Origin of the sequence: Streptomyces sp. NPDC014727 (assembly GCF_043083485.1) — a bacterium.
Taxonomy (GTDB): Bacteria; Actinomycetota; Actinomycetes; order Streptomycetales; family Streptomycetaceae; genus Streptomyces.
Genome location: NZ_JBIBYR010000028.1, coordinates 69,418 through 92,134 on the forward strand (window position 1 = coordinate 69,418; position 22,717 = coordinate 92,134).

Here is a 22,717-nt window from a genome sequence, read left to right on the forward strand (position 1 = left end):
CACGTGCCCCGGCACCGCTCCCCGCCGCTCGCCGGTCCCCGAATCCGCTACGACACACCCGAACGCCACGCTCCGGTGGAGCAATCCCCGTAACCGACGGACATTCGGCTCAATGCCAAGGACCGACGTGACGGAGACCTCGCACCCATGCCGACGCCCACCCTGACTCCCGACCGGCTCGACGACCGGGTCGCCCGCCTCCACGACACCGGTGCATGGCAGCAGATCGTCACCGGATGGGATCTCACCGCCGCCGAACCCGTACGCCCCGACTCCCCCGGCACCGCAGATCATCTGTCGGGCCGTCAGCCGGCCGACTGGCGCGACCTGCTGTCCGTACCCGTCGATCAGCTCATCGCCGAATCCGTGCGTACTCTGCCTGCCGCCGCGCCGCGCGAACGGCCCCTTCCCGGTCGGCTGGGCGCCATCGTCCCCGACCGGCTCCACTCCTGGCGGCGCGTCGGGCAGCCCGAGGTGCGGCCCTCCATCCACCTCGCCCACACACGGCGGATCCTGACCGAGTGGGGCTGGCAGAACACCCCGTACCGACTCCGCAACGCCCGCGGCGCCCGGTGCGTCTGCGGGGCCATGCTGACGGCACACCGCCTGGGCTACGGCTCCCTCGACACCGTGGACCGGGCCGGCGCCTGGCTCGTCGCCGAACTCCGCTCACGGGGCTGGACCGGACTGATCGGGCTGTGGAACCGGCAGCCCGGACGTACGGCCGACGAGGCGCTCGCCCTGATCGATGCCACCATCGAACGCGCCGCCCGCGCCGGGCAGTGACCCGCCCCACGACAGCCACGAACCGCCGGGTCCCGCGATCGACGAGGGTGTGCGAGGGCGGCGTCGCGGCCGGTGACCGGACGTGGCGCCCCGTCTCAGTGACGGGTGAGCAGCGCTTCGACCAGATCGCGCAGCGGCCCGGTGAGGTCCTGCTCGGTGGCCGATCCGAGCGGCTCCAGTCCCGGAGAGGCGCGCAGCACCGTGATACCGAAGGCCACGGACAGCACGAGTTGGGCGCGCAGGAGCAGTTGGTCGCCGGTGGGGTCGTCCGGCCGCCATCCGGCCGCCGCGGCGAGCCGTTCGCTGAATGTGCGCAACAGGCCGGTACGCATCTGCTCGGTGCGCTCGTCGCCGGAGGAGCGCAGCAGCAGGAGAAGGGCGTCTTTGGGACCGTCCATGGCGAGCACGCCCGCGGTGTGGCTGACGATGATCTCCGGGATCTGTTCCAGGTCGGCCACCGTGCGGGCCGCGTGGACGAGTTCGTCGATGACCGCTTTCAGACAGGCCTCGAAGAGGCCTTCCTTGGACCGGAAGTAGCGGTTGATGAGCGCGACATTGACACCGGCGTCATCGGCGATGTCGCGCACGGTGGTGGCCGCGTACCCGTCGTACGCGAAGCGGCGGCGGGCCGAGTCGAGCAGAAGCCCACGGGTCCTGGCAGCGGCACCCCGCCGGGATGGCGACGGACTGTTGTCCGTCGGCGTCAGGGGCGCGGGACCTGCCTGGGAACTGCTGGCTTTCATGACTGTCCTCTCTCTGCTCGAACGGTACCGCCCGCGCCGCGTGTAAACAGATGTTGACCTCACTCCCGCACCTGCCCTAGCGTCTATGTAAGCAGATGTTTACTTATGGCTCCGGGCGAGCGAAAGATGCCCGGCGGCCCCCTCACCTTCTGGAGTCCCGAATGGACGCCCCCCAGCCCACGGCCCGCACCGGCGGTGTGGTCGCCACGCTGGCCCTCGCCGGCATCACTGCCGCGATCATGCAGACGCTGGTCACGCCGCTCATCGCGGAGCTGCCCCAGATCCTTCACACCTCCCCGTCGAACGCGGCATGGGTGATCACCGTCACCCTGCTGGCGGGGGCGATCTGCGTACCGATCTCCGGGCGCCTCGGCGACCTGATCGGCAAGCGCCGCATGCTTCTCGCGTGCTCCGTACCGCTCGTGGCCGGCTCACTGGTCTGCGCCCTCGCCTCCTCCGTAGTCCCCATGATCATCGGGCGCGGGCTGCAAGGCATGGGCATGGGCATGGTGCCCCTGGGCATCGCCCTGCTGCGCGACGTGGTCCCGGCGGAGAAGCTCAGCTCCTCCATCGCGCTGGTGAGCGCCTCCATGGGCATCGGGGGCGGGCTCGGCCTGCCGATCGCCGCGGCGGTCGCCCAGTACGCCAACTGGCGCGCGCTGTTCTGGGGCTCCACCGTCCTGGCCGCGCTGATCGCCGCGGCGATCTGGTTCCTCATCCCCGACATCCCGCCCGGCGCCAAGGGCCAGCGCTTCGACACCCTCGGCGCGGTCGGCCTCGGCGCGGGACTGATCTGCCTGCTGCTCGCCGTGTCGAAGGGCGCCAACTGGGGCTGGGGTTCGGCGACCACCCTCGGACTGTTCGCCGCCGCCGTCGTGATCCTGCTGGCCTGGGGCGCCTGGGAACTGCGCACACGGGAGCCGCTGATCGACCTGCGCACCACGGCCCGCCCCCGGGTGCTGCTCACCAATGTCGCCTCGATCTTCGTCGGCTTCGGGATGTACGCGAGCATGCTGGTCGTGCCTCAGCTGCTCCAGTTCCCGGAGGCCACCGGCTACGGCCTGGGCCAGTCGATGCTCGCCGCCGGCCTGTGGATGGCGCCCGGCGGCGTCATGATGATGATCGTCTCGCCGTTCGGCGGGAAGCTCACCGACGCCCGCGGCCCGAAGTTCACCCTGATCTGCGGTGTCCTGGTGCTGGCCGTCGGGTACGGCCTGTCACTGATGCTCATGGGCTCCGCGTGGGGCCTCATGCTGGCCCTCATGGTCATCAACAGCGGAGTGGGCCTCGCCTACGGTTCGATGCCCGCACTCATCATGAGCTCGGTGCCGCTCTCCGAGACCGCCGCCGCCAACGGGTTCAACACCCTCATGCGTTCGCTCGGCACCTCGGTCGGCGCCGCCGTGATGGGCGTGGTCCTTTCCCAGCTGACGGTCACCATGGGCGGTCACACCTTCACCTCCGAGAACGGCTTCCGCACGGGCCTGATCATCGGCTGCGGCATCGCACTGGTCGCCGCGGTCTTCGCGAGTGTCATCCCGGCCGCCCGCGCCGCGTCGAGCACCGACGGCGGGAACCGGGCCGCTACACCCGAGCAGGCCACGGCCGAAGTCTGATCCGGCTATCAGCCCCTCAGCGGCTTCCGCCGGCCCGCGCCGCAGGGCCGGCGGAAGCCGCCCGGTGCCACCCGGTACGCCGCCCAGTGAATCTCCGGGCGGTGTACCGGGCACGGGAGCAGGCCCCCGCCCGTCGTGCACACGGCCGTCGCCGTCAGCGCGGCGGCCGGCCTCCGGCGCGCCCCGGCGGCCGCGCGGCACCGAACACCGATGGTTCGTGTCCACCCCGGCCGGAGCGGACACGGGCCGTCTCCCACCGCCTCATCCGCCTGGCGCTCCCGAGATCGACGCTGACGGGCCCTCTCGTACGGGGCCGGCGCGGGCTGCTTCCCGCGAGCAGCTTCCATCGTTCCGGTCACGCCCGTGTCCCCGACCCCGCAGGGGCGGCCTCCGGGACCGTCCGCCCCGGGCTCAGCCGCGGATCGGAGAGGGAGCGGATGCACAACGCCGAACTCCGGAACCGTACGCCCGGCCTCGATCCCCGTAACGACAGGCTCCGGTCCCACACGACAAGCCCTGCTCGCACACACCAGTCCCAGGCTCCGGTCCTGCACGACTGGCCGTGCCCGGCAATGCGCCTTCCACTGTCCCCCGCCCGCGCCTCGTCGCCATGAAGGAACCCGGACGGTCCAAGCACCCCGTGCGCCCCGTGTACCCCGTCAGTCCCGTGTCATGGTTCCCGCACATTCATCGCGCGGTACGGGCCGCCGTTCAGAACGGCTCGTCCAAGCCCTCCGTGTCCTCGCCCTCCTCCTCCAGCACCTGCCGCACCACGCGCAAGGCCATGCCTTCCCCGTATCCCTTGCGCGCGAGCATGCCCGCGAGTCGGCGCAGCCGCTTGTCCCGGTCCAGGCCGCGAGTAGAGCGCAGCTTGCGCGCGACCAGCTCACGGGCCGTCTCCTCCTCCTGCTCGGAGTCGAGCTGCCCGACCGCCTCGTCGATGACGGCGGAGTCCACCCCCTTGGTACGCAGTTCACGGACGAGCGCGCGGCGCGCCAGCCCTCGTCCGTGATGCCGGGACTCCACCCAGGCGTCCGCGAAAGCGGCATCGTCGATCAACCCGACGTCCTCGAAGCGCGACAGCACTTCTTCGGCCGCCTCATCCGGGATCTCCCGCTTGCGCAAGGCATCCGCGAGTTGCTTTCGGGTGCGTGGGGTCCCGGTGAGCAGCCGCAGACAGATGTTGCGCGCCTGCTCGACCGGGTCTCGCGGCTCCCCCTTCTCGGCCCTCGACGAGGAAGGGGAGCCGCTGCTCCTGGAGCGGGAGCGGGCACGACGCCCCGCCCCCTCACCGAATCCGGCGTCCGAGCCGGTGCCACGGCCTGGACCGGCCTCCGGCTCGTACCCGCCTTCGGACTCGGTCGTGTGTCTCGTGACGGCGAATTCGGGACCGGTACCGGCGCCATGGCCATGGGCGCTGACCGGCCATTCCGTACGACGCGTCACGGTCTAGCTCTTGGCCGCAGCCTTGGCCGGCTTGGTCTTGCCGGCCGGAGCGGGCACCGACTTCGCGCTGTCGGCCGGAGCCGCAGCACCGCCCGCCGCATCCGCACCGGCTTCGCCGGCATCGGCATCCGGCCTGACGCCGACCCCGAGCTTCTCAAGGATCTTCTTCTCGATCTCGTTGGCGAGATCGGGGTTGTCCTTGAGGAAGTTGCGGGCGTTCTCCTTGCCCTGGCCGAGCTGGTCGCCCTCGTACGTGTACCAGGCGCCCGCCTTGCGGACGAAGCCGTGCTCCACACCCATGTCGATCAGGCCACCCTCGCGGCTGATGCCCTGGCCGTAGAGGATGTCGAACTCGGCCTGCTTGAAGGGCGGCGCGACCTTGTTCTTCACGACCTTGACACGGGTGCGGTTGCCGACGGCGTCGGTGCCGTCCTTCAGCGTCTCGATCCGTCGGATGTCGAGGCGCACCGAGGCGTAGAACTTGAGCGCCCGGCCACCGGTCGTGGTCTCGGGCGAGCCGAACATCACACCGATCTTCTCGCGGAGCTGGTTGATGAAGATCGCGGTGGTCTTGGACTGGTTGAGCGCGCTGGTGATCTTGCGGAGCGCCTGGCTCATCAGGCGGGCCTGCAGACCCACGTGCGAATCGCCCATCTCGCCCTCGATCTCCGCACGCGGCACGAGCGCCGCGACGGAGTCGATGACGATCAGATCGAGGGCGCCGGAACGAACCAGCATGTCCACGATTTCGAGAGCCTGCTCACCGTTGTCCGGCTGGGACAGGATGAGGCTGTCGATGTCGACGCCGAGCTTCTTCGCGTACTCGGGGTCGAGGGCGTGCTCCGCGTCGATGAAGGCCACCGAGCCGCCGAGCTTCTGCGCGTTCGCCACCGCGTGCAGCGTCAGCGTCGTCTTACCGGAGGACTCCGGTCCGTACACCTCCACCACACGGCCGCGCGGCAGACCGCCGACGCCGAGGGCCACATCGAGGGCGGTCGACCCGGTGGGGATCACCTCGATCGGCTCGTTCGGCCGCTCACCGAGGCGCATCACCGCGCCCTTGCCGAATTGCCGTTCAATCTGTGCGAGTGCGGCGTCCAGCGCCTTCTCGCGGTCGGTTCCTGCCATGGGTTCCACCCGATTTGCTTGAGTCGATCGCTTCACGTCAAAGACGCTAACCCCTGCCACTGACAATGGGCCTCGACGTCCTCCCGGCCTGTGGACAACTCCACGGTCGGGCCCGGGAAAACCCGGCCGGAATCCCATAAGAATGGATGTTCGATTTTAGTGTCAAGCGCACCGCGCCGGACCGAACCGCCCCTCAAGTGTCGCTGTCCTGCGCCACCGAGGTCTTTGCCGTCGAAGGCTGATGATCGTGAGTTCGTGCCGTCGAAAGTTGAGCGGCACGGAGTGCTGGGCGTCACCAACGGTGGATCACCGTCCGGCTACCGTTGCTCCGCATGACCCGTACCGAGATCGAGATCACAGCGGAGCTGGTCCGGGACCTGCTGCGTGACCAGCACCCTGACCTGGCCGATCACCCCGTGAAGCTCGGCGCGCGTGGTTGGGACAACCAGCTGTGGCGGCTCGGCGACGACCTCGCCGTCCGGTTGCCCTGGGCGACGCTGTCCGCGGACGCGCTCCTACGCAAGGAGTATGCCTGGCTGCCCTCCCTCGCCCCGCAGCTTCCTCTGCCGGTCCCCGTCCCGCAGCGCCTCGGCGAGCCCTCCGAGCGGTTCCCGCGACCCTGGATCGTCACCACGTGGGTGCCGGGCGAGCCCGCCGACCGCGCCCCCGCCACGCGCGCCGCGGAGGCGGCCGACACCCTGGCCGCTTTTCTGACGGCTCTTCACCGACCTGCTCCCACCGGGGCGCCCGCAGGTCGTGATCGCGGGGGGTCGCCGGCCGACCATGCCGAGGGGTTCGCCGCGATGCTGGCCTCGGCCACCGAGCTGGGGCTGATCCCCGACCCGGACACCGTCCGCGCGGTCTGGGAGGACGCCGCCGCCGCGCCCGACTGGGCGGGCCCAGCTCTGTGGCTCCATGGCGACCTGCATCCGGCCAACGTTCTCACCGCGGACGGCACCTTCTGCGGCGTGATCGACTTCGGCGACCTCTTCGCAGGCGATCCGGCCTGCGACCTCGCCGCCCCTTGGGTACTGCTGCCGGACGGCGCCGCCGACCGCTTCTATGAGGCCTACCAGCCGACCCCGGACGCCGCGACCTTGCGTCGCGCCCGCGGTTGGGCGGTCCTGCGCGCCCTCGCCTGCATACTCATCGCAGACGCCGGCGTCCACGGCCGCCCCGGAGGCAAGCCCACCTGGGGCCCACCCGCCCACGCCACGCTGCAACGCCTCATCGCAACGGCAGAACGCTGATCGATCGACGCCACGTGCCTGCCTTGACGATCAGGGCTGACCAAGGGTCGCCGGCCGCGACGACGAGAAGTCGCTGAAGCGGCCCCGCCCACCGAGGCGGTCAGGCACGCTCCGGTTCCTCCGGTGTCCCGGCCCTGCCCGGTCCGCCCCGGGCCTCATCGCTCTCGGCGGCCCCCAGGGAACGGCGCAGCCGTGCGAGCACCGTCCCGCCACGCTGCTGGTGGCGGCCGTGCACCCGCGGGTCGTCCGTCACGTCGTACCGCTTCACGTAGGCACCGAGGAACGCCTGGAGCGTGGCGACGGCCGGAATCGCGATCAGCGCGCCCACAGCGCCCATCAACGCCGTGCCCGCGATGACCGATCCGAAGGCGACCGCCGGATGGATGTCGACGGTCTTGGCGGTGAGCTTGGGCTGCAGCGCGTAGTTCTCGAACTGCTGGTAGACCACGACGAAGCCGAGCACCCACACGGCGTACCAGGGGTCGACGGTGAACGCGATCAGCATCGGCAGGGCGCCTGCGAGATACGTACCGATCGTGGGGATGAACTGGGAGACCAGTCCGACCCAGATGGCGAGCGCGGGTGCGTACGGAACGCCGAGGATCACCAGCAGGATGTAGTGCGCGATCCCGGAGATGAGTGCCATCAGGCTGCGCGAGTAGAGATAGCCACCGGTCTTGTCGACCGCGATCTCCCAGGCCCGCAGGACCTCGGCCTGCCGGGCGGGCGGCAGTACGGAGCACAGGGCACGCCGCAGCCTGGGGCCGTCGGCGGCGAAGTAGAACGAGAACAGGAAGATCGTCAGAAGACGGAACAACCCTCCGAGCACGGTGGTGGAGATGTCGAGCACCCCGGTCGCGCTGTTCTGGACGTACTTCTGCAGCCAGTCCGAGTGCAGCAGGCTGTCCTGGACCTCGACCCGGGAGAGCTCGGTGTGGAAGTTCTGGTTGACCCAGTTGATCACCGAGTCCAGATACTTCGGGAACTCCTCGACCATGTCGACTATCTGGCCCGCGAGCATGGAACCGAGCAGTACGACAAAACCGGCACAGGCTGTCATTACGACAAGAAAGACCAGGAAGGTGGCCATGCCGCGGCGCAAGCCGCGCGCCGCCATCCGGCTCACCGCGGGCTCGATGGCGAGCGCCAGGAAGAACGCGATCAGCACGTTGATCAGCAGCCCGATGAGCTGGTCGAACGCCCAGCTGCCGAGCTGGAAACAGGCATAGAGCGTCAGGGCGAGCACCATGGCACGCGGAAGCCATGCGGGCATACGGGTCGGCCCATTGCCGGACGGCGCGACCGGCGAGGCGGACGGGGCGGGCTGGGTGAAAGTCGTCTGGGTCTGGGCTGTCTCGTCTGTCGGTGACACGGCTCCAGTCTCGCCTACGGCAGTGACAAGCAGCGGCCCACCCCGGACAACAGCACAGGTCCGGCTGCTGACGAGCCGGAAATCAGCCCTTGTCGGCGGGTGCGACCGGACCGGCCGGGGTCGACGTTCGTCGGCGGGTGCGACCGGACCGGCAGGGGTCGGCGTTCGTCGGCGGGAACGATGGGACCGGCCGGGATCAGCGCTTGTCGGAGGGAATGTCGACCGCCGCACAGACACCGCGCCAGACATCCTTGGCGTCCCAGCCCGCGGCCAGCGCCTGGTGCACCGTCCGTCCGCCCAGCTCGGCCATCACATGATCGCGCGCGAAGGAATCGGCGTAACCCGCTCCGAAGTGGTCCGCCATCCGTTCCCAGAAAATCGTCAACCGCATGACCTCAGTATCCCGCTCCTGAGAGTGCAGCCGGGCCGCTACGTCTCGCCGAGAGCGCTTACCGCCCTACGGTCGGTCCATGGCTGGAACCGGAACAAGTCCCCTCAACCGTGCCGAGCAGTTCATTTGGCTCACGGCCCGTGTCCTAGAACAGCGGCGGTTCGCCCATCACTTCCTGGAAGGAAGTGCGGATGCCGTGGAAACGGCGCTCGCCGCCTATCTGAACGAGGACGGCGGGTACGGGCACGCGCTCGAACCCGATCTGCGCGGCCCCGTCAGTCAGCCGCTGCACATCGCGCACGCGCTCAACGTCCTCGATTCCATCGGCCGCTGCGGCGGGATCCGGGTGGAGCAGATCTGCCGCTTCCTGACCGAGGTGTCCACCAAGGAGGGGGCGCTGCCTGCTCTCCTGCCCTCGCAGCGCGGCTATCCGGCCGCGCCGTTCATCCCGATCCTCGACGACCCGCCCGCGGAACTGCTGGCCACCGGCCCTGTCGTCGGGCTTCTGCACCGCAACGCGGTGTGGCATGCCTGGCTGTTCCGGGCCACCGATTTCTGCTGGGCCGCGATCGACGCCCTGGACCGGTCGCATCCATATGAGATCGAGGCGGCGATCGCCTTTCTGGACGGCGCTCCGGACCGGGCCCGTGCGGAGGCTGCGGCCGACCGGCTCGGCCGGCTGGTGCGGGACCAGCGGCTCGCCGTGCTCGATCCGCAGCGGCGCGCGGAGTACCCGGTGGCGGCCGGATACGCACCGGCCGAGCAGCACTTCCCGTACGACTACGCCCGTACACCCGACTCGCTCGCCCGCCGCTGGTTCACGGACGAGGAGTTGGAGCGCTCGCTCGACCATCTCGCGGCCGAGCAGCAGGCGGACGGCGGCTGGCCGGTGAACTGGCGGCAGTGGGCGCCGGGAACGGCTCTGGAGGGACGCCCCATCGTGACGCTCAAGGCGCTCATGACACTGCGGGCTCATGGACGCAGTCTCGGCTGAGACGGGGAGCGGCGAATCGAGAAGCGCGAGCCCGACCGCGGTGTCTAACCGAGGGCGCGTATCCCCGCGGTGACGACCACGGCGGCCCCCACCACCACGAGGAAGGGCGCGCGAAGGACGAGTGCGAGCGCTGCCGCGGCAAGCCCCGCGCCCCTGGCGTCGAGCATCAGGTGCTGGCCGGCTCCGAACGTCTGCTGCGCGGTGAGGGCGGCCAGCAGTGCCACGGGCAGGAGCGCGGCGAGCCGCTGTACGAGCGGACGTTCCAGGACACCGGCGGGCACCAGGAGTCCGAGCAGTTTGGCGAGGTAGCAGCCGACGGCGGTCAGCGCGATGGCGATCCAGACGTTCATCGGTTCTCCTCCGCCGTGGTCGTGTCCGCAGTTGTCGTCTTCATCGTGGATGAGTCCGCCGTCGCCGAGTCCGCCGTGTTCGTCCGCGTCGTGGCCCGGCTCCCGTTCGTTCCGTTCCGGCGCCCGCCCAGGAAGAGGACGGCGGGTGCGGCGAGTGCGGACAGCAGGACGGGGACACCTGCGGGCAGTACGGGCAGCAGTCCGAGCGCGAGCAGGACCGCGACGGCGGCGGTGATGCGCTCCGTCGTGCTCTTGAGCATCGGCGCGAGCAGAGCGAGGAAGACCGCGGGCGACGCCGCGTCCAGCCCCCAGGCGTCGGTGTCGCCGAGCGTCTTGGCACCGAGGGCCCCCAGCAGCGTCGTCAGGTTCCACAAGGCGTAGAGGGTGAGTCCGGTGACGGCGAAACCGATCCGTGCGGCCCGCCGGGTGGGCTGCGGCAGGGTCACGGCAGTGGTCTCGTCGATGACCCACTGAGCGGCAAAGGGACGGAGCGTGCGCGGAAGCGCGAGAAGCTGCGACAGCCGCAGGCCGTAGAACGAGTTGCGTACGCCGAGGAAGAAGGCCCCGGCCGCCGCGGTGTACGGATTGCCGCCCGCGGCGAGAGCGCCCACGAGGGCGAACTGCGAGGCGCCGGTGAAGACGGCGAGGCTGAGCGCACAGGTCTGCAGCAGGCTCAGTCCGGAGCCTGCCGAGGTCACGCCGAACGCGAAACCGGAGAGTCCGACGGCTATGCCGACCCCGAGTGCGTCGCGCACCACGGCCGCGTCCGGCTTCGTCGCGGCCACGTCCGGCTGCGCCCCGGGGAGGGCCGGGCTCCCGTGGGGCAGGCCGACTGCTCTGCCGACGCCCTCTGGAAATGTTGTCTGTTCTGCCACGCCCGGAACGTTACGGGGGCAGATCCGGACCGGTCTTGTACGTTCTTGCACGTTCGCGCTGGTTCTACGTCCTTGCACGTTCGCGCTGGTTCGTTCTCGCACGTTCGCGCTGGTACGCGCCGGGTGGCACCCCCACGATCCGGGTGAAATGACGATTGAGATGCGGCTGATCGGTGAAGCCGACCTCGGCGGCCGCCTCCGCGGGCGCCCTTCCCTCGTCGAGCATCCGGCGTGCGGCCCGCACACGGGCATCGGTCAGCCAAGCGTGCGGGGGCATCCCGTACTGCTTCTTGAAGGCTCTCAGCAGCGCGAACGGGCTGGTGCCGAGTTCCGCGGCCAGCGCGGCCAGCGTGGGCGGCCGCGCCATCCGGTGCTCCAGCAGCGCGCGGGCCCGCGCGGCGTCGCGGGCACCGGCCGAGCGGGGCGCGCGGGCGGGCAGCGCGCCGCCGTGCCGGCTGAGCAGCCGCGCGACCATGACCCGCAGCACGGTGTCGGCGGCCAGCGCGTTGCCCTCCTCCGCGGCCCGGTGGACCTCGCCGATCAGCCGGGCCGCGTACGCGTCCACGACGCTGGTCTCGGCGAAACCGACCGTGCCGCGCAGGCTCGTCGTATCGGCCGCGATGTCGTTGATCACCCGCGCGGACGGGTACAGCGTGGCGTACACCCAGCCCTCGGGAACACCCGCGCGGGCGGTGTGCGGCACCTCCGGATTGATCATGACGACGACTCCGGGGCCCGCGTGGACGGTGCCGCCCGGCAGCCCGACGTCCTCCACCCCGCGCGTGATGGTGCCGAGGACATAACCCTCGTGGCTGTGGCGCGGGAAGGTGTGGCGCACGTACCGGGCACGCAGCAGATCGAGGCCGGGCAGCTCCGCGTGCTGCCAGTACCTCGCCCACTCCCCCGATCCCGGCTCCGGTCCGGCTCCCATGGGCGAATTCTCGCAGGCCCCGGACACGGTCGACGGTGGCCGTCACGGCCGTTGTCAGTGGCGGGGTGCACGATGGGGGACATGGCCGGCTCTGCGCTCGATTCGTTCTCCCCCGCGACCCGCGGCTGGTTCGCGGGTGCCTTCAGCGCGCCCACCGCCGCGCAGGAAGGCGCCTGGCGCGCGATCGGCGAGGGCTCGGACGTGCTGGTCGTCGCGCCCACCGGCTCCGGCAAGACCCTGGCCGCGTTTCTCGCCGCGCTGGACGGGCTGGCGTCCGTCCCGCCGCCCGCCGAGGCGAAGAAGCGCTGCCGTGTGCTGTACGTGTCGCCGCTCAAGGCCCTCGCGGTCGATGTCGAGCGCAATCTCCGCTCACCGCTGACCGGCATCCGCCAGGAGTCGATGCGGCTGGGGCTGCCCGAGCCCGAGGTTCGCGTGGGAATCCGCTCCGGCGACACACCCGCCGCCGAGCGTCGTTCGATGGCGACCCGGCCGCCGGACATCCTGATCACCACGCCCGAATCGCTGTTCCTGATGCTGACCTCCTCGGCCCGGGAGGCGCTGTCCGGCATCGAGACGGTGATCCTCGACGAGGTGCATGCCGTGGCGGGGACGAAGCGGGGCGCGCACCTCGCCGTATCGCTGGAGCGTCTCGACGAACTGCTTCCGCGGCCCGCCCGTCGGATCGGGCTGTCGGCGACGGTGCGTCCGGTCGACGAGGTCGCGCGATTCCTCTCACCGCAGCGGAAGGTGGAGATCGTCCAGCCACCGTCCACCAAGCGGTTCGACCTGTCGGTGGTCGTGCCGGTCGAGGATCTGGGCGAACTCGGCGGCTCGCCCACCACCGACACCGACCAGGCGGGCCAGGCGGACAAGCCGTCGATCTGGCCCCATGTCGAGGAACGCATCGTCGACCTCGTTCAGGAGCATCGCTCCACGATCGTCTTCGCCAATTCCCGCCGCCTCGCGGAGCGGCTGTGCAACCGGCTCAACGAGATCGCGTACGAGCGGCTCACCGGTGAGACGATCGCCGAGGCCCACTCCCCCGCCGAGATCATGGCCGAGTCCGGCGCGGCGAAGGGCGCTCCCGCGCTGCTCGCCCGCGCCCACCACGGCTCGGTCTCCAAGGAACAGCGCGCCCAGGTCGAGGAGGACCTCAAGGCGGGGCGGCTGCCAGCCGTGGTCGCCACCTCCAGTCTGGAGCTGGGCATCGACATGGGAGCGGTCGATCTGGTGATCCAGGTGGAGTCGCCGCCGTCGGTGGCCTCCGGTCTGCAACGGGTCGGCCGGGCCGGGCATCAGGTCGGTGCGGTCTCCACCGGCGTGGTCTTCCCGAAGTACCGGGGCGATCTGGTGCAGGCGGCCGTGGTCACCGAGCGGATGCGCGAGGGCTCCATCGAGGCACTCCGTATCCCGTCCAACCCGCTGGACGTGCTGGCCCAGCAGCTCGTCGCCATGGTCGCCCTGGACAGCTGGCAGGTGGACGAACTGCTGGCCTTGACGCGTCGTGCCGCCCCCTTCGCGTCCCTGCCCGAGTCGGCGTTCACCGCCGTGCTGGACATGCTCGCCGGCCGCTATCCGTCCGACGCCTTCGCCGAACTGCGCCCGCGTGTGGTCTGGGACCGGGTGGCCGGTACGGTCACGGGCCGTCCCGGTGCCCAGCGGCTCGCCGTCACCTCCGGGGGGACCATCCCCGACCGTGGGCTCTTCGGGGTCTTTCTCGCCGGTGCCGACCCCAAGAAGGGCGGTGGCCGGGTCGGTGAGCTGGACGAGGAGATGGTGTACGAGTCCAGAGTCGGCGACGTCTTCACGCTGGGCACCACGTCCTGGCGGATCGAGGACATCACCCGCGACCGGGTCCTGGTGTCTCCCGCCCCCGGCGTTCCGGGCCGGCTGCCGTTCTGGAAGGGCGACCAGCTGGGCCGTCCGCTGGAGCTGGGACGTGCGCTGGGTGCGTTCCTCCGGGAAATCGGCGGGATGTCTCCGGAGGATGCCCGGCAGCGCCTGCTCGCCGCCGGTCTCGACGCCTGGGCCGCCGACAACACCTTGTCCTACATCGACGAACAGCGCCGCGCCTGTGGTCATGTGCCGGACGACCGGACCATCCTCGTCGAGCGTTTCCGTGACGAGCTGGGTGACTGGCGGGTCGTCGTGCACTCCCCGTTCGGCGCGCAGGTGCACGCCCCCTGGGCGCTGGCGCTGAACGCCCGCCTCGCCGAGCGGTACGGCATGGATGCCCAGGTGATGCATGCCGACGACGGCATAGTGCTGCGACTGCCCGACGCGGACCTGATGGGCCTGGACCTCCTGGACTTCGATCCGGTGCGGGACCCGGTCCGGCATCCGGTACCGCTGCCGGGCCCTTCGTACGACAGCGAGCAGCCGCCTGTCGGCGCCGGGGACGTGACCTTCGACCAGGGTGAGATCGGTCAGATCGTCACCGACCAGGTAGGCGGATCAGCGTTGTTCGCCTCACGGTTTCGCGAGTGCGCGGCGCGAGCCCTGTTGCTGCCGCGACGCAGCCCCGGCAAGCGCACCCCGCTCTGGCAACAGCGGCAGCGCGCCGCGCAACTGCTCCAAGTCGCTTCCGAGTTCGGCTCGTTCCCGATCGTCCTGGAAGCGGTCCGCGAATGCCTCCAGGACGTCTTCGACGTCCCCGGGCTCACGGAACTCATGGGTGACCTCGAAGCCCGTCGGGTCCGGCTGGTCGAGGTGACCACCCCGGAGCCCTCGCCCTTCGCCCGCTCGCTCCTGTTCGGCTATGTCGCCCAGTTCCTGTACGAGGGCGACTCGCCCCTCGCCGAACGGCGGGCCGCCGCGCTCTCCCTCGACTCCCACCTCCTGGCCGAACTCCTCGGCCAGGCCGAGCTGCGCGAGCTGCTGGACGCCGATGTCCTGACCGAGCTGGAGCAGGAGCTCCAGTGGCTGACCGAGGACCGCCGGGTCAAGGACGTCGAGGGGGTGGCCGATCTCCTCCGCGTTCTCGGCCCGCTCACCGAAGCGGAGTTGGTCGAGCGCGGCGCCCGGCCACCATGGGCTCCGGAGCTCTCCGCCGCCCGCCGGGCCATCCGGGTCCGGATCGGCGGAGCGGACCACTGGGCCGCGATCGAGGACGCGGGACGGCTGCGCGACGCGCTGGGCACCGCCCTCCCGGTCGGCGTGCCCGAGGCCTTCACCGAACCGGTGAAGGACCCCCTCGGTGATCTCCTCGCCCGGTACGCCCGTACGCACGGACCGTTCACCTCCACCGAGGCCGCCGCACGTTTCGGCCTCGGCACGGCTGTCACGGACGGCGCACTGCAGCGCCTCGCCGCGACCGGCAGGATCGTGCAGGGCGAGTTCCACCCCGCCGGCATCGGTCAGGAGTGGTGCGACGCGACCGTGCTGCGCCGGCTGCGCCGCCGCTCGCTCGCCGCGCTCCGCCACGAGCTGGAGCCGGTCCCGCCGACCGCCCTCGCCGGATTCCTTCCGCAGTGGCAGCACCTCGGCAACAACAGCCTGCGCGGAATCGACGGACTGGCCCGCGCCATCGAGCAGTTGCAGGGCGCGCCCGTCCCCGCGTCGGCTCTGGAGAAGCTGATCCTGCCGAGCCGGGTCGCGGGCTACACCCCCGCGCTGCTGGACGAGCTGACCACCACCGGAGAGGTCGTCTGGGCCGGGGCGGGTGCCCTTCCCGGAAAGGACGGCTGGCTCTCCCTCTACCTTGCCGACAGCGCACCTCTGCTCCTCCCACCGCCGCACCCGCTCGAACTCAGCGCGTTGCACGCATCCGTCCTGACCGCCCTGAGCGGTGGCTACGGACTGTTCTTCCGGCAGATCTCCGATCAGGTCCGCGCCACCACGCACCCGGACTGCACCGATCCGCAACTGGCGGACGCCGTATGGGACCTGGCCTGGTCGGGCCGGCTCACCAATGACACACTCGCCCCGCTGCGTTCGCTCCTCGGCTCCGGTCGCACGGCGGGGTCGACCGCCCACCGCGCCAGACGGAACGTGCCGCGCGGGCGTTACGGCTCGCTCACCGCCGCCGCCCGGCCCGCGTCCCGCACCGGCCCTCCGACCGTCTCGGGCCGCTGGTCCCTGCTCCCCGCCGTCGAACCCGACCCCACGCACCGTGCGCACGCCCTGGCCCGCACCCTCCTCGACCGTCACGGGGTGGTGACCCGCGGTGCGGTCCAGGCCGAGGGTGTCGAGGGCGGCTTCTCCGCCACGTACCGCGTCCTCTCCGCCTTCGAGGACAACGGGCAGGCCCGGCGCGGCTACGTCGTCGAGGGCCTGGGAGCGGCCCAGTTCGCGATGGACGGGGCGGTCGACCGGCTGCGTGCCATTTCCACCGCACACGACCGTACGGAACCGGGCGCCGCCCCCCACGCCTTGGTTCTCGCCGCGGCGGACCCGGCCAATGCCTACGGCGCGGCGCTGCCCTGGCCCGAGCCGCCGGACGGCGCCGGGCACAAGCCGGGCCGCAAGGCCGGCGCCCTGGTGGTGCTGGTGGACGGCGAGCTGACGATGTACATGGAGCGCGGCGGCAAGACGCTGCTGGCCTGGCCCACCGATCCGGAGGATCCGACGCTTCTCGCGGCAGCCGCGGCGCTGGCGGCAGCCGCCCGAGCGGGGGCGCTCGGCACGGTCACGGTGGAGCGCACCAACGGCGCCTCGTCCCTGACCTCTCACCTCGGCCGCACATTGGAGGCGGCCGGCTTCCTGGCCACGCCGAGAGGACTCCGCCTGCGCGCCTGAACCGCCGCACACCTCGCGCCCCCAGCGCTCCGTTCACCTCGCGCCCCGCCGTCCCGCACCCCGCATCATGGAGGCATGCCCGAAGGAGACACCGTCCTGCAGACCGCCGGACGTCTGCGCACCGCGCTGGCCGGCCGGATCCTCACCCGCTCCGACCTGCGCGTCCCCCGGTTCGCCACCGCAGACCTCACCGGCCGGACGGTTCTGGACGTCGCTTCGCGCGGAAAACATCTCCTCACCCGTGTCGAGGGCGGTCTCACCCTCCACAGCCATCTGCGGATGGACGGCGCCTGGCGGGTCTACGCCCCTGGTGAGCGCTGGCGCGGCGGCCCCGCCCACCAGATCCGCGCCGTCCTCGCCAACACGGACCACACGGCCGTCGGCTACCGGCTGCCCGTACTCGAACTCCTTCGCACCCGCGACGAGGATCAGGCGGTCGGGCATCTCGGCCCCGATCTGCTGGGCCCCGACTGGAACCCCGACACCGCTCTGCGCAATCTGCTCAGCGACCCCGCCCGCCCCCTCGGTGAGGCCCTCCTGGACCAGCGCAATCTGGCCGGAATCGGAAACGTCTACAAGGCCGAGCTCTGCTTCCTCGCCCGTGTCACCCCCTGGCTCCCCGTCGGCGACCTGGTCGCCCCCACCGCCGCCCGCCTCGTCACCACGGCCAAACAGCTCCTCGAAGCCAACCGTGACCGCCCCATGCGCACGACCACCGGTGCCGTACCCCGCGGACACGGCCCGCACGAACGGCTCTGGGTCTACGGCAGGGCCGGCCGGCCTTGTCTGCGCTGCGGCACACCCATCCGCACGGCGGACCAGGACTCCCGACCCGCCTACTGGTGTCCACGCTGCCAATCGGGCCCCACACACTAGTTGACGATCCGTCAGATCCAGTCGTACCGTCCCGGTCATGTCCCTCACCGCGTACGACCTCACGGGCCGCTCCGCGTTCATCACCGGCGCGGCCGGCGGCATCGGCCGCGCCGGAGCCGTCCTGCTCGCGGCAGCGGGCGCCACCGTGCACTGCGCGGACCGCGACGAGAAGGGCCTGCTGGAAACCCGGGACCTGATCGCCGAAGCGGGTGGCACATCCCACGTACACGCCCTCGACGTCACCGACCGCAGTCGGATCAGGGCCGCCGTCGCCGCCGCGGGCGACCTCGACATACTGGCTGCCGTCGCCGGGATCATGCACACAAGCAGCGTCCTGGAGACCGCGGACGAGGACCTCGACCGGGTCCTCTCCGTCAATTTCAAGGGTGTTCTGTACGCCTGCCAGGAAGTGGCGCGCGGCATGATCGCGCGCGGCGCGCCCGGCTCGCTGATCACCATGGCCTCGGGGGCGGTCGACGCCGCGAGCCCGGGACTGCTCTGCTACAGCGCGGCCAAAGCGGCGGTCGTCCAGCTGACGAAGACCCTGGCGACCGAGCTGGGACCTCATTCGATCCGCGTCAACGCCGTCGCCCCGGGCTGGATCCGTACACCCATGACCGCCCGCCACGACGCGGACCTGCAACACCGGGCGGAGACCACGATGGCGCGGATGTCCCCGCTCGGCCGGGTCGGCGAAGCCGAGGACGTCGCCCACACCCTGCTGTATCTCGCCTCCGACGCGTCGGCCTTCATGACCGGCCAGATCCTCCGCCCGAACGGCGGCGTAGCCATGCCCTGGTAGTCCGCCGAACCCGGTCGGCGCCCCGTATCGCGGCGCCGGACCACCGACCCGCGTACCGCGTCCCGGCAGCGGAGCACCAACGCGCGCACCGTACCGGGACACCGGACCACCGCCCCGTGTCCGCATCCGCCCCGCCGGTCCCCGCGGACCCGGCGGTCGCGGCCGCATGCACGGGCAGAAGGCTCAACCCCCATCCGCCCGCCGCCACCGCACCCTCGACAAGCCCCGCGTGGGCCGGTTCCAGCACGAGCCGCAGCACGGCCCACCACCACGCCCCGCCGAGAACGAGCGCCGGTACCCACCGCCGTACCATGGCTGCCTCCTCCGGCCGAACCTAGTCCGGTCCGCTCGCGCGGCGGGAGGGCGCACCGGTGCACCACCGGCGCGCAGCACGCAGCCGTATACCGTTGTGCGCTCTCGCCTGGAACTCCCCGAGCGTGCTGTGCCCTGCCTCTGCCGGAGACTCCCCGGCGGGGGCCCGATGCGCAACCGCTGTGCGATCCCGCCGATCGACGCCCTTCTCTCCGCAGTCTCACCCGGTAGTGCCCATACCGCATCCAGAGCGAACGACGCCCCGGAAGCGCTGAGCCCCACGCCTCGGACGGGGCCCGGCAAGCATGCTCCGCGTGCCGGTGGGAAAGCACGTCCCGCTCCGAACGGTTCAGGCGCTCACCGCCCGGATGATCCCGGCTCCAGGCGTGCCTACGTGGACACGGCGAAGGCCCTGACAGGTGCCCTCGGGGTGGTGATCGGCCGCGTGCGGGAGCGGATCGAGGAGATCGGTGAGCCGATCCGGTCAGCCAGGAACGCACTGACACACTCCACCGTCCGCTGCCTGAGGACTGTCCCGTAACCCATCGACCGGGGCCTGTGCACGCCCGGGATCGCCCGGACATGCGTAAGCCCCGGCCTACCCCAGAGGGGCCGACCGGGGCTCCGATTCACACCGGACCGCGCGGGTCAGGCGGCGACGACATCCACCGCTTCCGCGGGCGCCTTGATGGTCACCCGTCCCGTCGGCACACCTGCGACCGACGTCACGGAGACGGAATTGAGCATGGGACGTACCGGCACAGGCACCTGATCGCCGGCTGCTGCCGACTCGGCCAGTTCGGCCAGCGACAGCTCATCGCTCACTTCACGCATGAGCTCGGACATCCGTACGTCAAGCGCGTCGCAAATAGCGGAGAGCAGTTCGGAGGATGCCTCCTTCTGCCCCCGCTCCACCTCGGAGAGATAGCCGAGCGAGACTCGGGCGGACGAGGAGACTTCGCGCAGAGTACGGCCTTGGCGCTGGCGCTGCCGACGCAGCACGTCACCAAGCAGGCGACGGAGCAGAATCATCGGTGGCTCCCTCCTCGGACCGCGTAGCCGCATCCTTCACGCCCCACCGTACCGCCTTGCGCCGCGGCCGTGCGGGGAGCGATGTCGTGTTCACTCAGGGCTGCAAACATCAATTCCCCCCGTTCTGTTCCGTATCCTGTGCGCTTGCATTCTTGCCGAGTTCGGCGCAGAGCAATGCGAGCACGCCCCGTACGCTCTCTCTACGGATGTCCGCACGCCCGCCGTTCAATCGCAGCGCGGCCACATGCTCCGCGCCGTCCGGCCCGGCCACCGCAACATAGACCGTGCCGACGGGCTTGCCGTCCTGTGACTCGGGGCCCGCGACCCCGGTGGTGGCTATACCCCAGTCTGTACCGAGAACCCGGCGCACGCCTGCCGCCATCTGTCGCGCCACCTCCGGGTCGACTGCGCCGCGTTCCGCCAGGAGGCCACCGTCCACACCCAGCAATTCCCTCTTCAGGGGCGTTGCGTACGCCGTCACGGACCCGCGGAAGGAGCGGGAGGCACCCGGTACGGACGTCAGCTCCGCCGCGACCAGACCGCCGGTCAGCGACTCGGCGACGGCAAGGGTCTCACCGCGTTCCTCCAGCAGCTCCAGCACCCGGGCCGCGGCAGTCACCGCTCGGTCTCCGCCGCACCACGGCCACCGGAGGCCCCGGAGACCGGGCCGGCCACCTCGGACGCCCCGGCTCCCCCGGAACCGGCAGCTCCCTCGGACGCCCCGGAGGTGGCCTTCGCTCCAGCAGCCTTCTCGGCCGCGAGCCCCTTGCGCCGCAGTACGACGGCCTGGCGCACATAGTCGAGCCCGGTGACGACCGTCAGCACGACAGCCACCGCCATCACCCAGAAGCGAAGGGTGGCAAGTGGACCGGTCAGCGCCAGGACGTACATCCCGACAGCCGTCCCCTGCGCCAGAGTCTTCATCTTTCCGCCACGACTGGCCGGAATCACCGCATGCCGTATCACCCAGAACCGCATCAAAGTGATGCCGATCTCGCGGAAGAGGATCACACCCGTGACCCACCAGGGCAGATCACCGAGGTACGACAGGCAGATCAGCGCCGCGCCCATGATCGCCTTGTCCGCGATCGGGTCGGCGATCTTTCCGAAGTCGGTGACCAGGTTGTACGTGCGCGCGAGATGACCGTCGAACAGGTCGGTGATCATGGCGACGGCGAACGCCGCCCAGGCGAACGACCGCCAGACCGGGTCGTAACCGCCGTTGTGCAGCAGCAGCATCACGAAGCCCGGCACCAGCGCCAGACGCAGCATGGTGAGCAGATTGGCGATGTTCCACAGGCCGGCCTGGTTGACGGCCGCACTGCCCAGCTTGCCGCCGCGGACCGGCTTCGCGCCGGAGCCGCCTGCCGCGGATGCCGGGACTCCCGTCATCTGGCCGCCTCCACGAGCTCGGAACACTCGGCCACCAGGTCCACTCCCTCGGTGCCCACCACCTTTGCCTCGACCATACGGCCGGGCGCGAGGCCCTCGCGTGTGGTGAAGAGGACCTGGCCGTCCGTCTCGGGGGCCTGGTGCGCCGCGCGCCCCACCGCGCGTGGCTCGTCCTCGGTGGGATCGACGGACTCGACCAGCACCTGCAGGGTCTCCCCGAGGCGCTCCTCCGCACGCTGCGAGGTCAGTTCCTCGGCCAGCTGCGAAATGTGCGCGAGCCGCTCCGCGATGACGTCGGCGTCCAGCTTGTTCTCGTAGCCGACCGCCTCGGTGCCCTCCTCGTCGGAGTAACCGAAGACGCCGATGGCGTCGAGCCGGGCACCGGTGAGGAAGCGTTCCAGCTCCGCCAGGTCCTCCTCGGTCTCGCCGGGGAAGCCCACGATGAAGTTGGAGCGCGCACCGGCCTGCGGCGCCTTGCCGCGGATGGTGTCCAGAAGCTCCAGGAAGCGGTCGGTGTCACCGAAGCGCCGCATCGCCCGCAGCACGGTGGGAGCCGAGTGCTGGAAGGACAGGTCGAAGTACGGCGCCACCTTCGGGGTCGAGGTCAGTACGTCGATGAGGCCCGGCCGCATCTCCGCGGGCTGCAGGTAGCTGACCCGGATCCGCTCGATCCCCTCGACGTCGGCGAGCTCCGGCAGCAGCGTCTCCAGCAGCCGGATGTCGCCGAGGTCCTTGCCGTACGAGGTGTTGTTCTCGGAGACCAGCATGACCTCCTTCACGCCCTGCTCGGCCAGCCAGCGGGTCTCCCCCAGCACGTCCGAGGGGCGCCGCGAGATGAAGGAGCCCCGGAAGGACGGGATGGCGCAGAACGAGCAGCGACGATCGCAGCCCGAGGCGAGCTTCACCGAGGCCACGGGGCTGGTGCCCAGCCGCCGGCGCAGTGGCGCCCGCGGTCCGGAGACCGGTGCGACACCCTCTGGGAGGTCCGCGGGTGCGGGGACCGGTGCGGCGTCCTGCGCGTGCCCTGGCAGGGCCACTGCGGCGTCCTGCCGCTCGGCCGGGCTGATCGGCAGGAGCTTTCTGCGGTCGCGCGGGGTGTGCGAGGCGTGGATGCCGCCGTTGAGGATGGTCTGGAGGCGGTCCGAGATGTCGGCGTAGTCGTCGAATCCGAGGACGCCGTCCGCCTCGGGCAGGGCCTCGGCGAGGTCCTTGCCGTAGCGCTCGGCCATGCAGCCGACGGCGACCACGGCCTGGGTTCTGCCGTGGTCCTTCAGATCATTGGCTTCGAGGAGGGCGTCGACGGAGTCCTTCTTGGCGGCCTCGACGAATCCACAGGTGTTGACGACGGCGACATCCGCGTCGGAGGCGTCCTCGACGAGCTCCCAGCCGTCCGCTGCCAAGCGGCCTGCGAGCTCCTCCGAGTCCACCTCGTTACGGGCGCAGCCAAGAGTGACAAGGGCGACGGTACGGCGTTCGGGCATGGGCTCAAGACTACTTTGTCCCAGCACTCGCCCTGCCGTGCAGGGTTCCCCCGTTACACCGAGCAACGAGAGGGCGGGGGGGGGGGCCGGCGCCCCGGGCCCCCCCCCCCCCCCCCCGCCCCCCCCGCCCCCGCCGGGGGGGGGGGGGGGGGGCGCGCCCCCCCCCCAACCCCCCCCCCCCCCACCCCAAGCGCCCCCCCCGC

The 22,717-nt window shown here is 71.0% G+C and carries 19 protein-coding genes and 1 pseudogene; 7 read left to right on the forward strand and 13 right to left on the reverse strand.

The features are described from left to right. Positions 1-147 precede the first annotated feature (147 nt). Positions 148-786, forward strand: coding sequence for a hypothetical protein (locus tag ACF1B9_RS31135; protein ID WP_391744741.1), 639 nt, complete (start codon positions 148-150; stop codon positions 784-786). Between the two features lie 95 nt (positions 787-881). Here the strand turns inward: ACF1B9_RS31135 and ACF1B9_RS31140 are convergent, their stop codons facing one another. After that, the gene (locus ACF1B9_RS31140) at positions 882-1,529 is read right to left on the reverse strand and encodes a TetR/AcrR family transcriptional regulator (protein ID WP_391744743.1); all 648 of its coding nucleotides are present in this window, start codon (positions 1,527-1,529) and stop codon (positions 882-884) included. Between the two features lie 161 nt (positions 1,530-1,690). On the opposite strand from ACF1B9_RS31140, the gene ACF1B9_RS31145 reads away from it, so the two are divergent. Next, on the forward strand, positions 1,691-3,145 hold the full coding sequence (locus ACF1B9_RS31145) for an MFS transporter (protein ID WP_391744745.1): 1,455 nt from the start codon (positions 1,691-1,693) through the stop codon (positions 3,143-3,145). 711 nt (positions 3,146-3,856) lie between these two features. Here ACF1B9_RS31145 and recX read toward each other — a convergent pair. Then, entirely contained in the window at positions 3,857-4,591 is a 735-nt protein-coding gene (recX, locus tag ACF1B9_RS31150) for a recombination regulator RecX (protein WP_391744747.1), read from the reverse strand. A 3-nt stretch (positions 4,592-4,594) separates the two neighbouring features. After that, positions 4,595-5,719 (reverse strand): recombinase RecA, encoded by a 1,125-nt coding sequence (recA, locus tag ACF1B9_RS31155; RefSeq protein ID WP_391744749.1) that lies wholly within the window; start codon positions 5,717-5,719, stop codon positions 4,595-4,597. Between the two features lie 332 nt (positions 5,720-6,051). On the opposite strand from recA, the gene ACF1B9_RS31160 reads away from it, so the two are divergent. Beyond that, a complete protein-coding gene (locus tag ACF1B9_RS31160; RefSeq protein ID WP_391744751.1) occupies positions 6,052-6,969 on the forward strand; it encodes an aminoglycoside phosphotransferase family protein in 918 nt (305 codons plus the stop codon). 100 nt (positions 6,970-7,069) lie between these two features. Here the strand turns inward: ACF1B9_RS31160 and ACF1B9_RS31165 are convergent, their stop codons facing one another. Then, complete coding sequence (locus ACF1B9_RS31165; protein ID WP_391744783.1) at positions 7,070-8,242, reverse strand: AI-2E family transporter; 1,173 nt, start codon at positions 8,240-8,242, stop codon at positions 7,070-7,072. Positions 8,243-8,537: 295 nt separating this feature from the next. Then, positions 8,538-8,732: a DUF3046 domain-containing protein gene (locus tag ACF1B9_RS31170; RefSeq protein WP_391744752.1), complete on the reverse strand. Its 195-nt coding sequence runs from the start codon at positions 8,730-8,732 to the stop codon at positions 8,538-8,540. A 79-nt stretch (positions 8,733-8,811) separates the two neighbouring features. On the opposite strand from ACF1B9_RS31170, the gene ACF1B9_RS31175 reads away from it, so the two are divergent. After that, entirely contained in the window at positions 8,812-9,726 is a 915-nt protein-coding gene (locus ACF1B9_RS31175; protein ID WP_391744754.1) for a hypothetical protein, read from the forward strand. A 44-nt stretch (positions 9,727-9,770) separates the two neighbouring features. Here ACF1B9_RS31175 and ACF1B9_RS31180 read toward each other — a convergent pair whose 3' ends face one another. From ACF1B9_RS31180 to ACF1B9_RS31190, 3 genes are all read right to left on the reverse strand, one after another. After that, positions 9,771-10,076: an AzlD domain-containing protein gene (locus tag ACF1B9_RS31180; protein WP_391744756.1), complete on the reverse strand. Its 306-nt coding sequence runs from the start codon at positions 10,074-10,076 to the stop codon at positions 9,771-9,773. Next, positions 10,073-10,951: an AzlC family ABC transporter permease gene (locus ACF1B9_RS31185; RefSeq protein WP_391744757.1), complete on the reverse strand. Its 879-nt coding sequence runs from the start codon at positions 10,949-10,951 to the stop codon at positions 10,073-10,075. Before ACF1B9_RS31185 ends, ACF1B9_RS31180 begins: the two co-directional genes overlap by 4 nt. 64 nt (positions 10,952-11,015) lie before the next feature. After that, complete coding sequence (locus tag ACF1B9_RS31190; protein WP_391744759.1) at positions 11,016-11,882, reverse strand: AraC family transcriptional regulator; 867 nt, start codon at positions 11,880-11,882, stop codon at positions 11,016-11,018. 81 nt (positions 11,883-11,963) lie between these two features. Here ACF1B9_RS31190 and ACF1B9_RS31195 point away from each other — a divergent pair, with 81 nt between their 5' ends. The 3 genes from ACF1B9_RS31195 to ACF1B9_RS31205 all read left to right on the forward strand — a co-directional run bounded on the left by ACF1B9_RS31195 (position 11,964) and on the right by ACF1B9_RS31205 (position 18,297). Further along, the gene (locus ACF1B9_RS31195; protein ID WP_391744761.1) at positions 11,964-16,619 is read left to right on the forward strand and encodes a DEAD/DEAH box helicase; all 4,656 of its coding nucleotides are present in this window, start codon (positions 11,964-11,966) and stop codon (positions 16,617-16,619) included. 75 nt (positions 16,620-16,694) lie between these two features. Further along, positions 16,695-17,495, forward strand: a complete 801-nt coding sequence (locus ACF1B9_RS31200; protein ID WP_391744762.1) for a DNA-formamidopyrimidine glycosylase family protein — start codon at positions 16,695-16,697, stop codon at positions 17,493-17,495. A 37-nt stretch (positions 17,496-17,532) separates the two neighbouring features. Beyond that, positions 17,533-18,297 (forward strand): SDR family NAD(P)-dependent oxidoreductase, encoded by a 765-nt coding sequence (locus ACF1B9_RS31205; RefSeq protein WP_391744764.1) that lies wholly within the window; start codon positions 17,533-17,535, stop codon positions 18,295-18,297. A gap of 112 nt (positions 18,298-18,409) precedes the next feature. On the opposite strand, the pseudogene ACF1B9_RS31210 reads toward ACF1B9_RS31205, so the two are convergent. From ACF1B9_RS31210 to rimO, 5 genes and pseudogenes are all read right to left on the reverse strand, one after another. Further along, a pseudogene (locus ACF1B9_RS31210) lies at positions 18,410-18,610 on the reverse strand (hypothetical protein); the annotation flags it as partial. A gap of 647 nt (positions 18,611-19,257) precedes the next feature. Then, entirely contained in the window at positions 19,258-19,641 is a 384-nt protein-coding gene (locus ACF1B9_RS31215) for a helix-turn-helix transcriptional regulator (protein ID WP_351086112.1), read from the reverse strand. A 109-nt stretch (positions 19,642-19,750) separates the two neighbouring features. Then, the gene (locus ACF1B9_RS31220; RefSeq protein WP_391744766.1) at positions 19,751-20,260 is read right to left on the reverse strand and encodes a CinA family protein; all 510 of its coding nucleotides are present in this window, start codon (positions 20,258-20,260) and stop codon (positions 19,751-19,753) included. Beyond that, entirely contained in the window at positions 20,257-21,033 is a 777-nt protein-coding gene (pgsA, locus tag ACF1B9_RS31225) for a CDP-diacylglycerol--glycerol-3-phosphate 3-phosphatidyltransferase (RefSeq protein WP_391744768.1), read from the reverse strand. Before pgsA ends, ACF1B9_RS31220 begins: the two co-directional genes overlap by 4 nt. Then, on the reverse strand, positions 21,030-22,514 hold the full coding sequence (rimO, locus tag ACF1B9_RS31230; protein WP_376284243.1) for a 30S ribosomal protein S12 methylthiotransferase RimO: 1,485 nt from the start codon (positions 22,512-22,514) through the stop codon (positions 21,030-21,032). The genes pgsA and rimO overlap by 4 nt, the downstream gene beginning before the upstream one ends. Positions 22,515-22,717 lie beyond the last annotated feature (203 nt).

What these genes read in the sequence shown, in the direction of transcription:
- ACF1B9_RS31135 (WP_391744741.1), top strand. Translation starts at nt 148, where the DNA reads ATGCCGACGCCCACCCTGACTCCCGACCGGCTCGACGACCGGGTCGCC.
- ACF1B9_RS31140 (WP_391744743.1), bottom strand. Translation starts at nt 1,529, where the DNA reads ATGAAAGCCAGCAGTTCCCAGGCAGGTCCCGCGCCCCTGACGCCGACG.
- ACF1B9_RS31145 (WP_391744745.1), top strand. Translation starts at nt 1,691, where the DNA reads ATGGACGCCCCCCAGCCCACGGCCCGCACCGGCGGTGTGGTCGCCACG.
- recA (WP_391744749.1), bottom strand. Translation starts at nt 5,719, where the DNA reads ATGGCAGGAACCGACCGCGAGAAGGCGCTGGACGCCGCACTCGCACAG.
- ACF1B9_RS31160 (WP_391744751.1), top strand. Translation starts at nt 6,052, where the DNA reads ATGACCCGTACCGAGATCGAGATCACAGCGGAGCTGGTCCGGGACCTG.
- ACF1B9_RS31165 (WP_391744783.1), bottom strand. Translation starts at nt 8,242, where the DNA reads ATGCCCGCATGGCTTCCGCGTGCCATGGTGCTCGCCCTGACGCTCTAT.
- ACF1B9_RS31170 (WP_391744752.1), bottom strand. Translation starts at nt 8,732, where the DNA reads ATGCGGTTGACGATTTTCTGGGAACGGATGGCGGACCACTTCGGAGCG.
- ACF1B9_RS31175 (WP_391744754.1), top strand. Translation starts at nt 8,812, where the DNA reads ATGGCTGGAACCGGAACAAGTCCCCTCAACCGTGCCGAGCAGTTCATT.
- ACF1B9_RS31180 (WP_391744756.1), bottom strand. Translation starts at nt 10,076, where the DNA reads ATGAACGTCTGGATCGCCATCGCGCTGACCGCCGTCGGCTGCTACCTC.
- ACF1B9_RS31190 (WP_391744759.1), bottom strand. Translation starts at nt 11,882, where the DNA reads ATGGGAGCCGGACCGGAGCCGGGATCGGGGGAGTGGGCGAGGTACTGG.
- ACF1B9_RS31195 (WP_391744761.1), top strand. Translation starts at nt 11,964, where the DNA reads ATGGCCGGCTCTGCGCTCGATTCGTTCTCCCCCGCGACCCGCGGCTGG.
- ACF1B9_RS31200 (WP_391744762.1), top strand. Translation starts at nt 16,695, where the DNA reads ATGCCCGAAGGAGACACCGTCCTGCAGACCGCCGGACGTCTGCGCACC.
- ACF1B9_RS31205 (WP_391744764.1), top strand. Translation starts at nt 17,533, where the DNA reads ATGTCCCTCACCGCGTACGACCTCACGGGCCGCTCCGCGTTCATCACC.
- ACF1B9_RS31215 (WP_351086112.1), bottom strand. Translation starts at nt 19,641, where the DNA reads ATGATTCTGCTCCGTCGCCTGCTTGGTGACGTGCTGCGTCGGCAGCGC.
- pgsA (WP_391744768.1), bottom strand. Translation starts at nt 21,033, where the DNA reads ATGACGGGAGTCCCGGCATCCGCGGCAGGCGGCTCCGGCGCGAAGCCG.
- rimO (WP_376284243.1), bottom strand. Translation starts at nt 22,514, where the DNA reads ATGCCCGAACGCCGTACCGTCGCCCTTGTCACTCTTGGCTGCGCCCGT.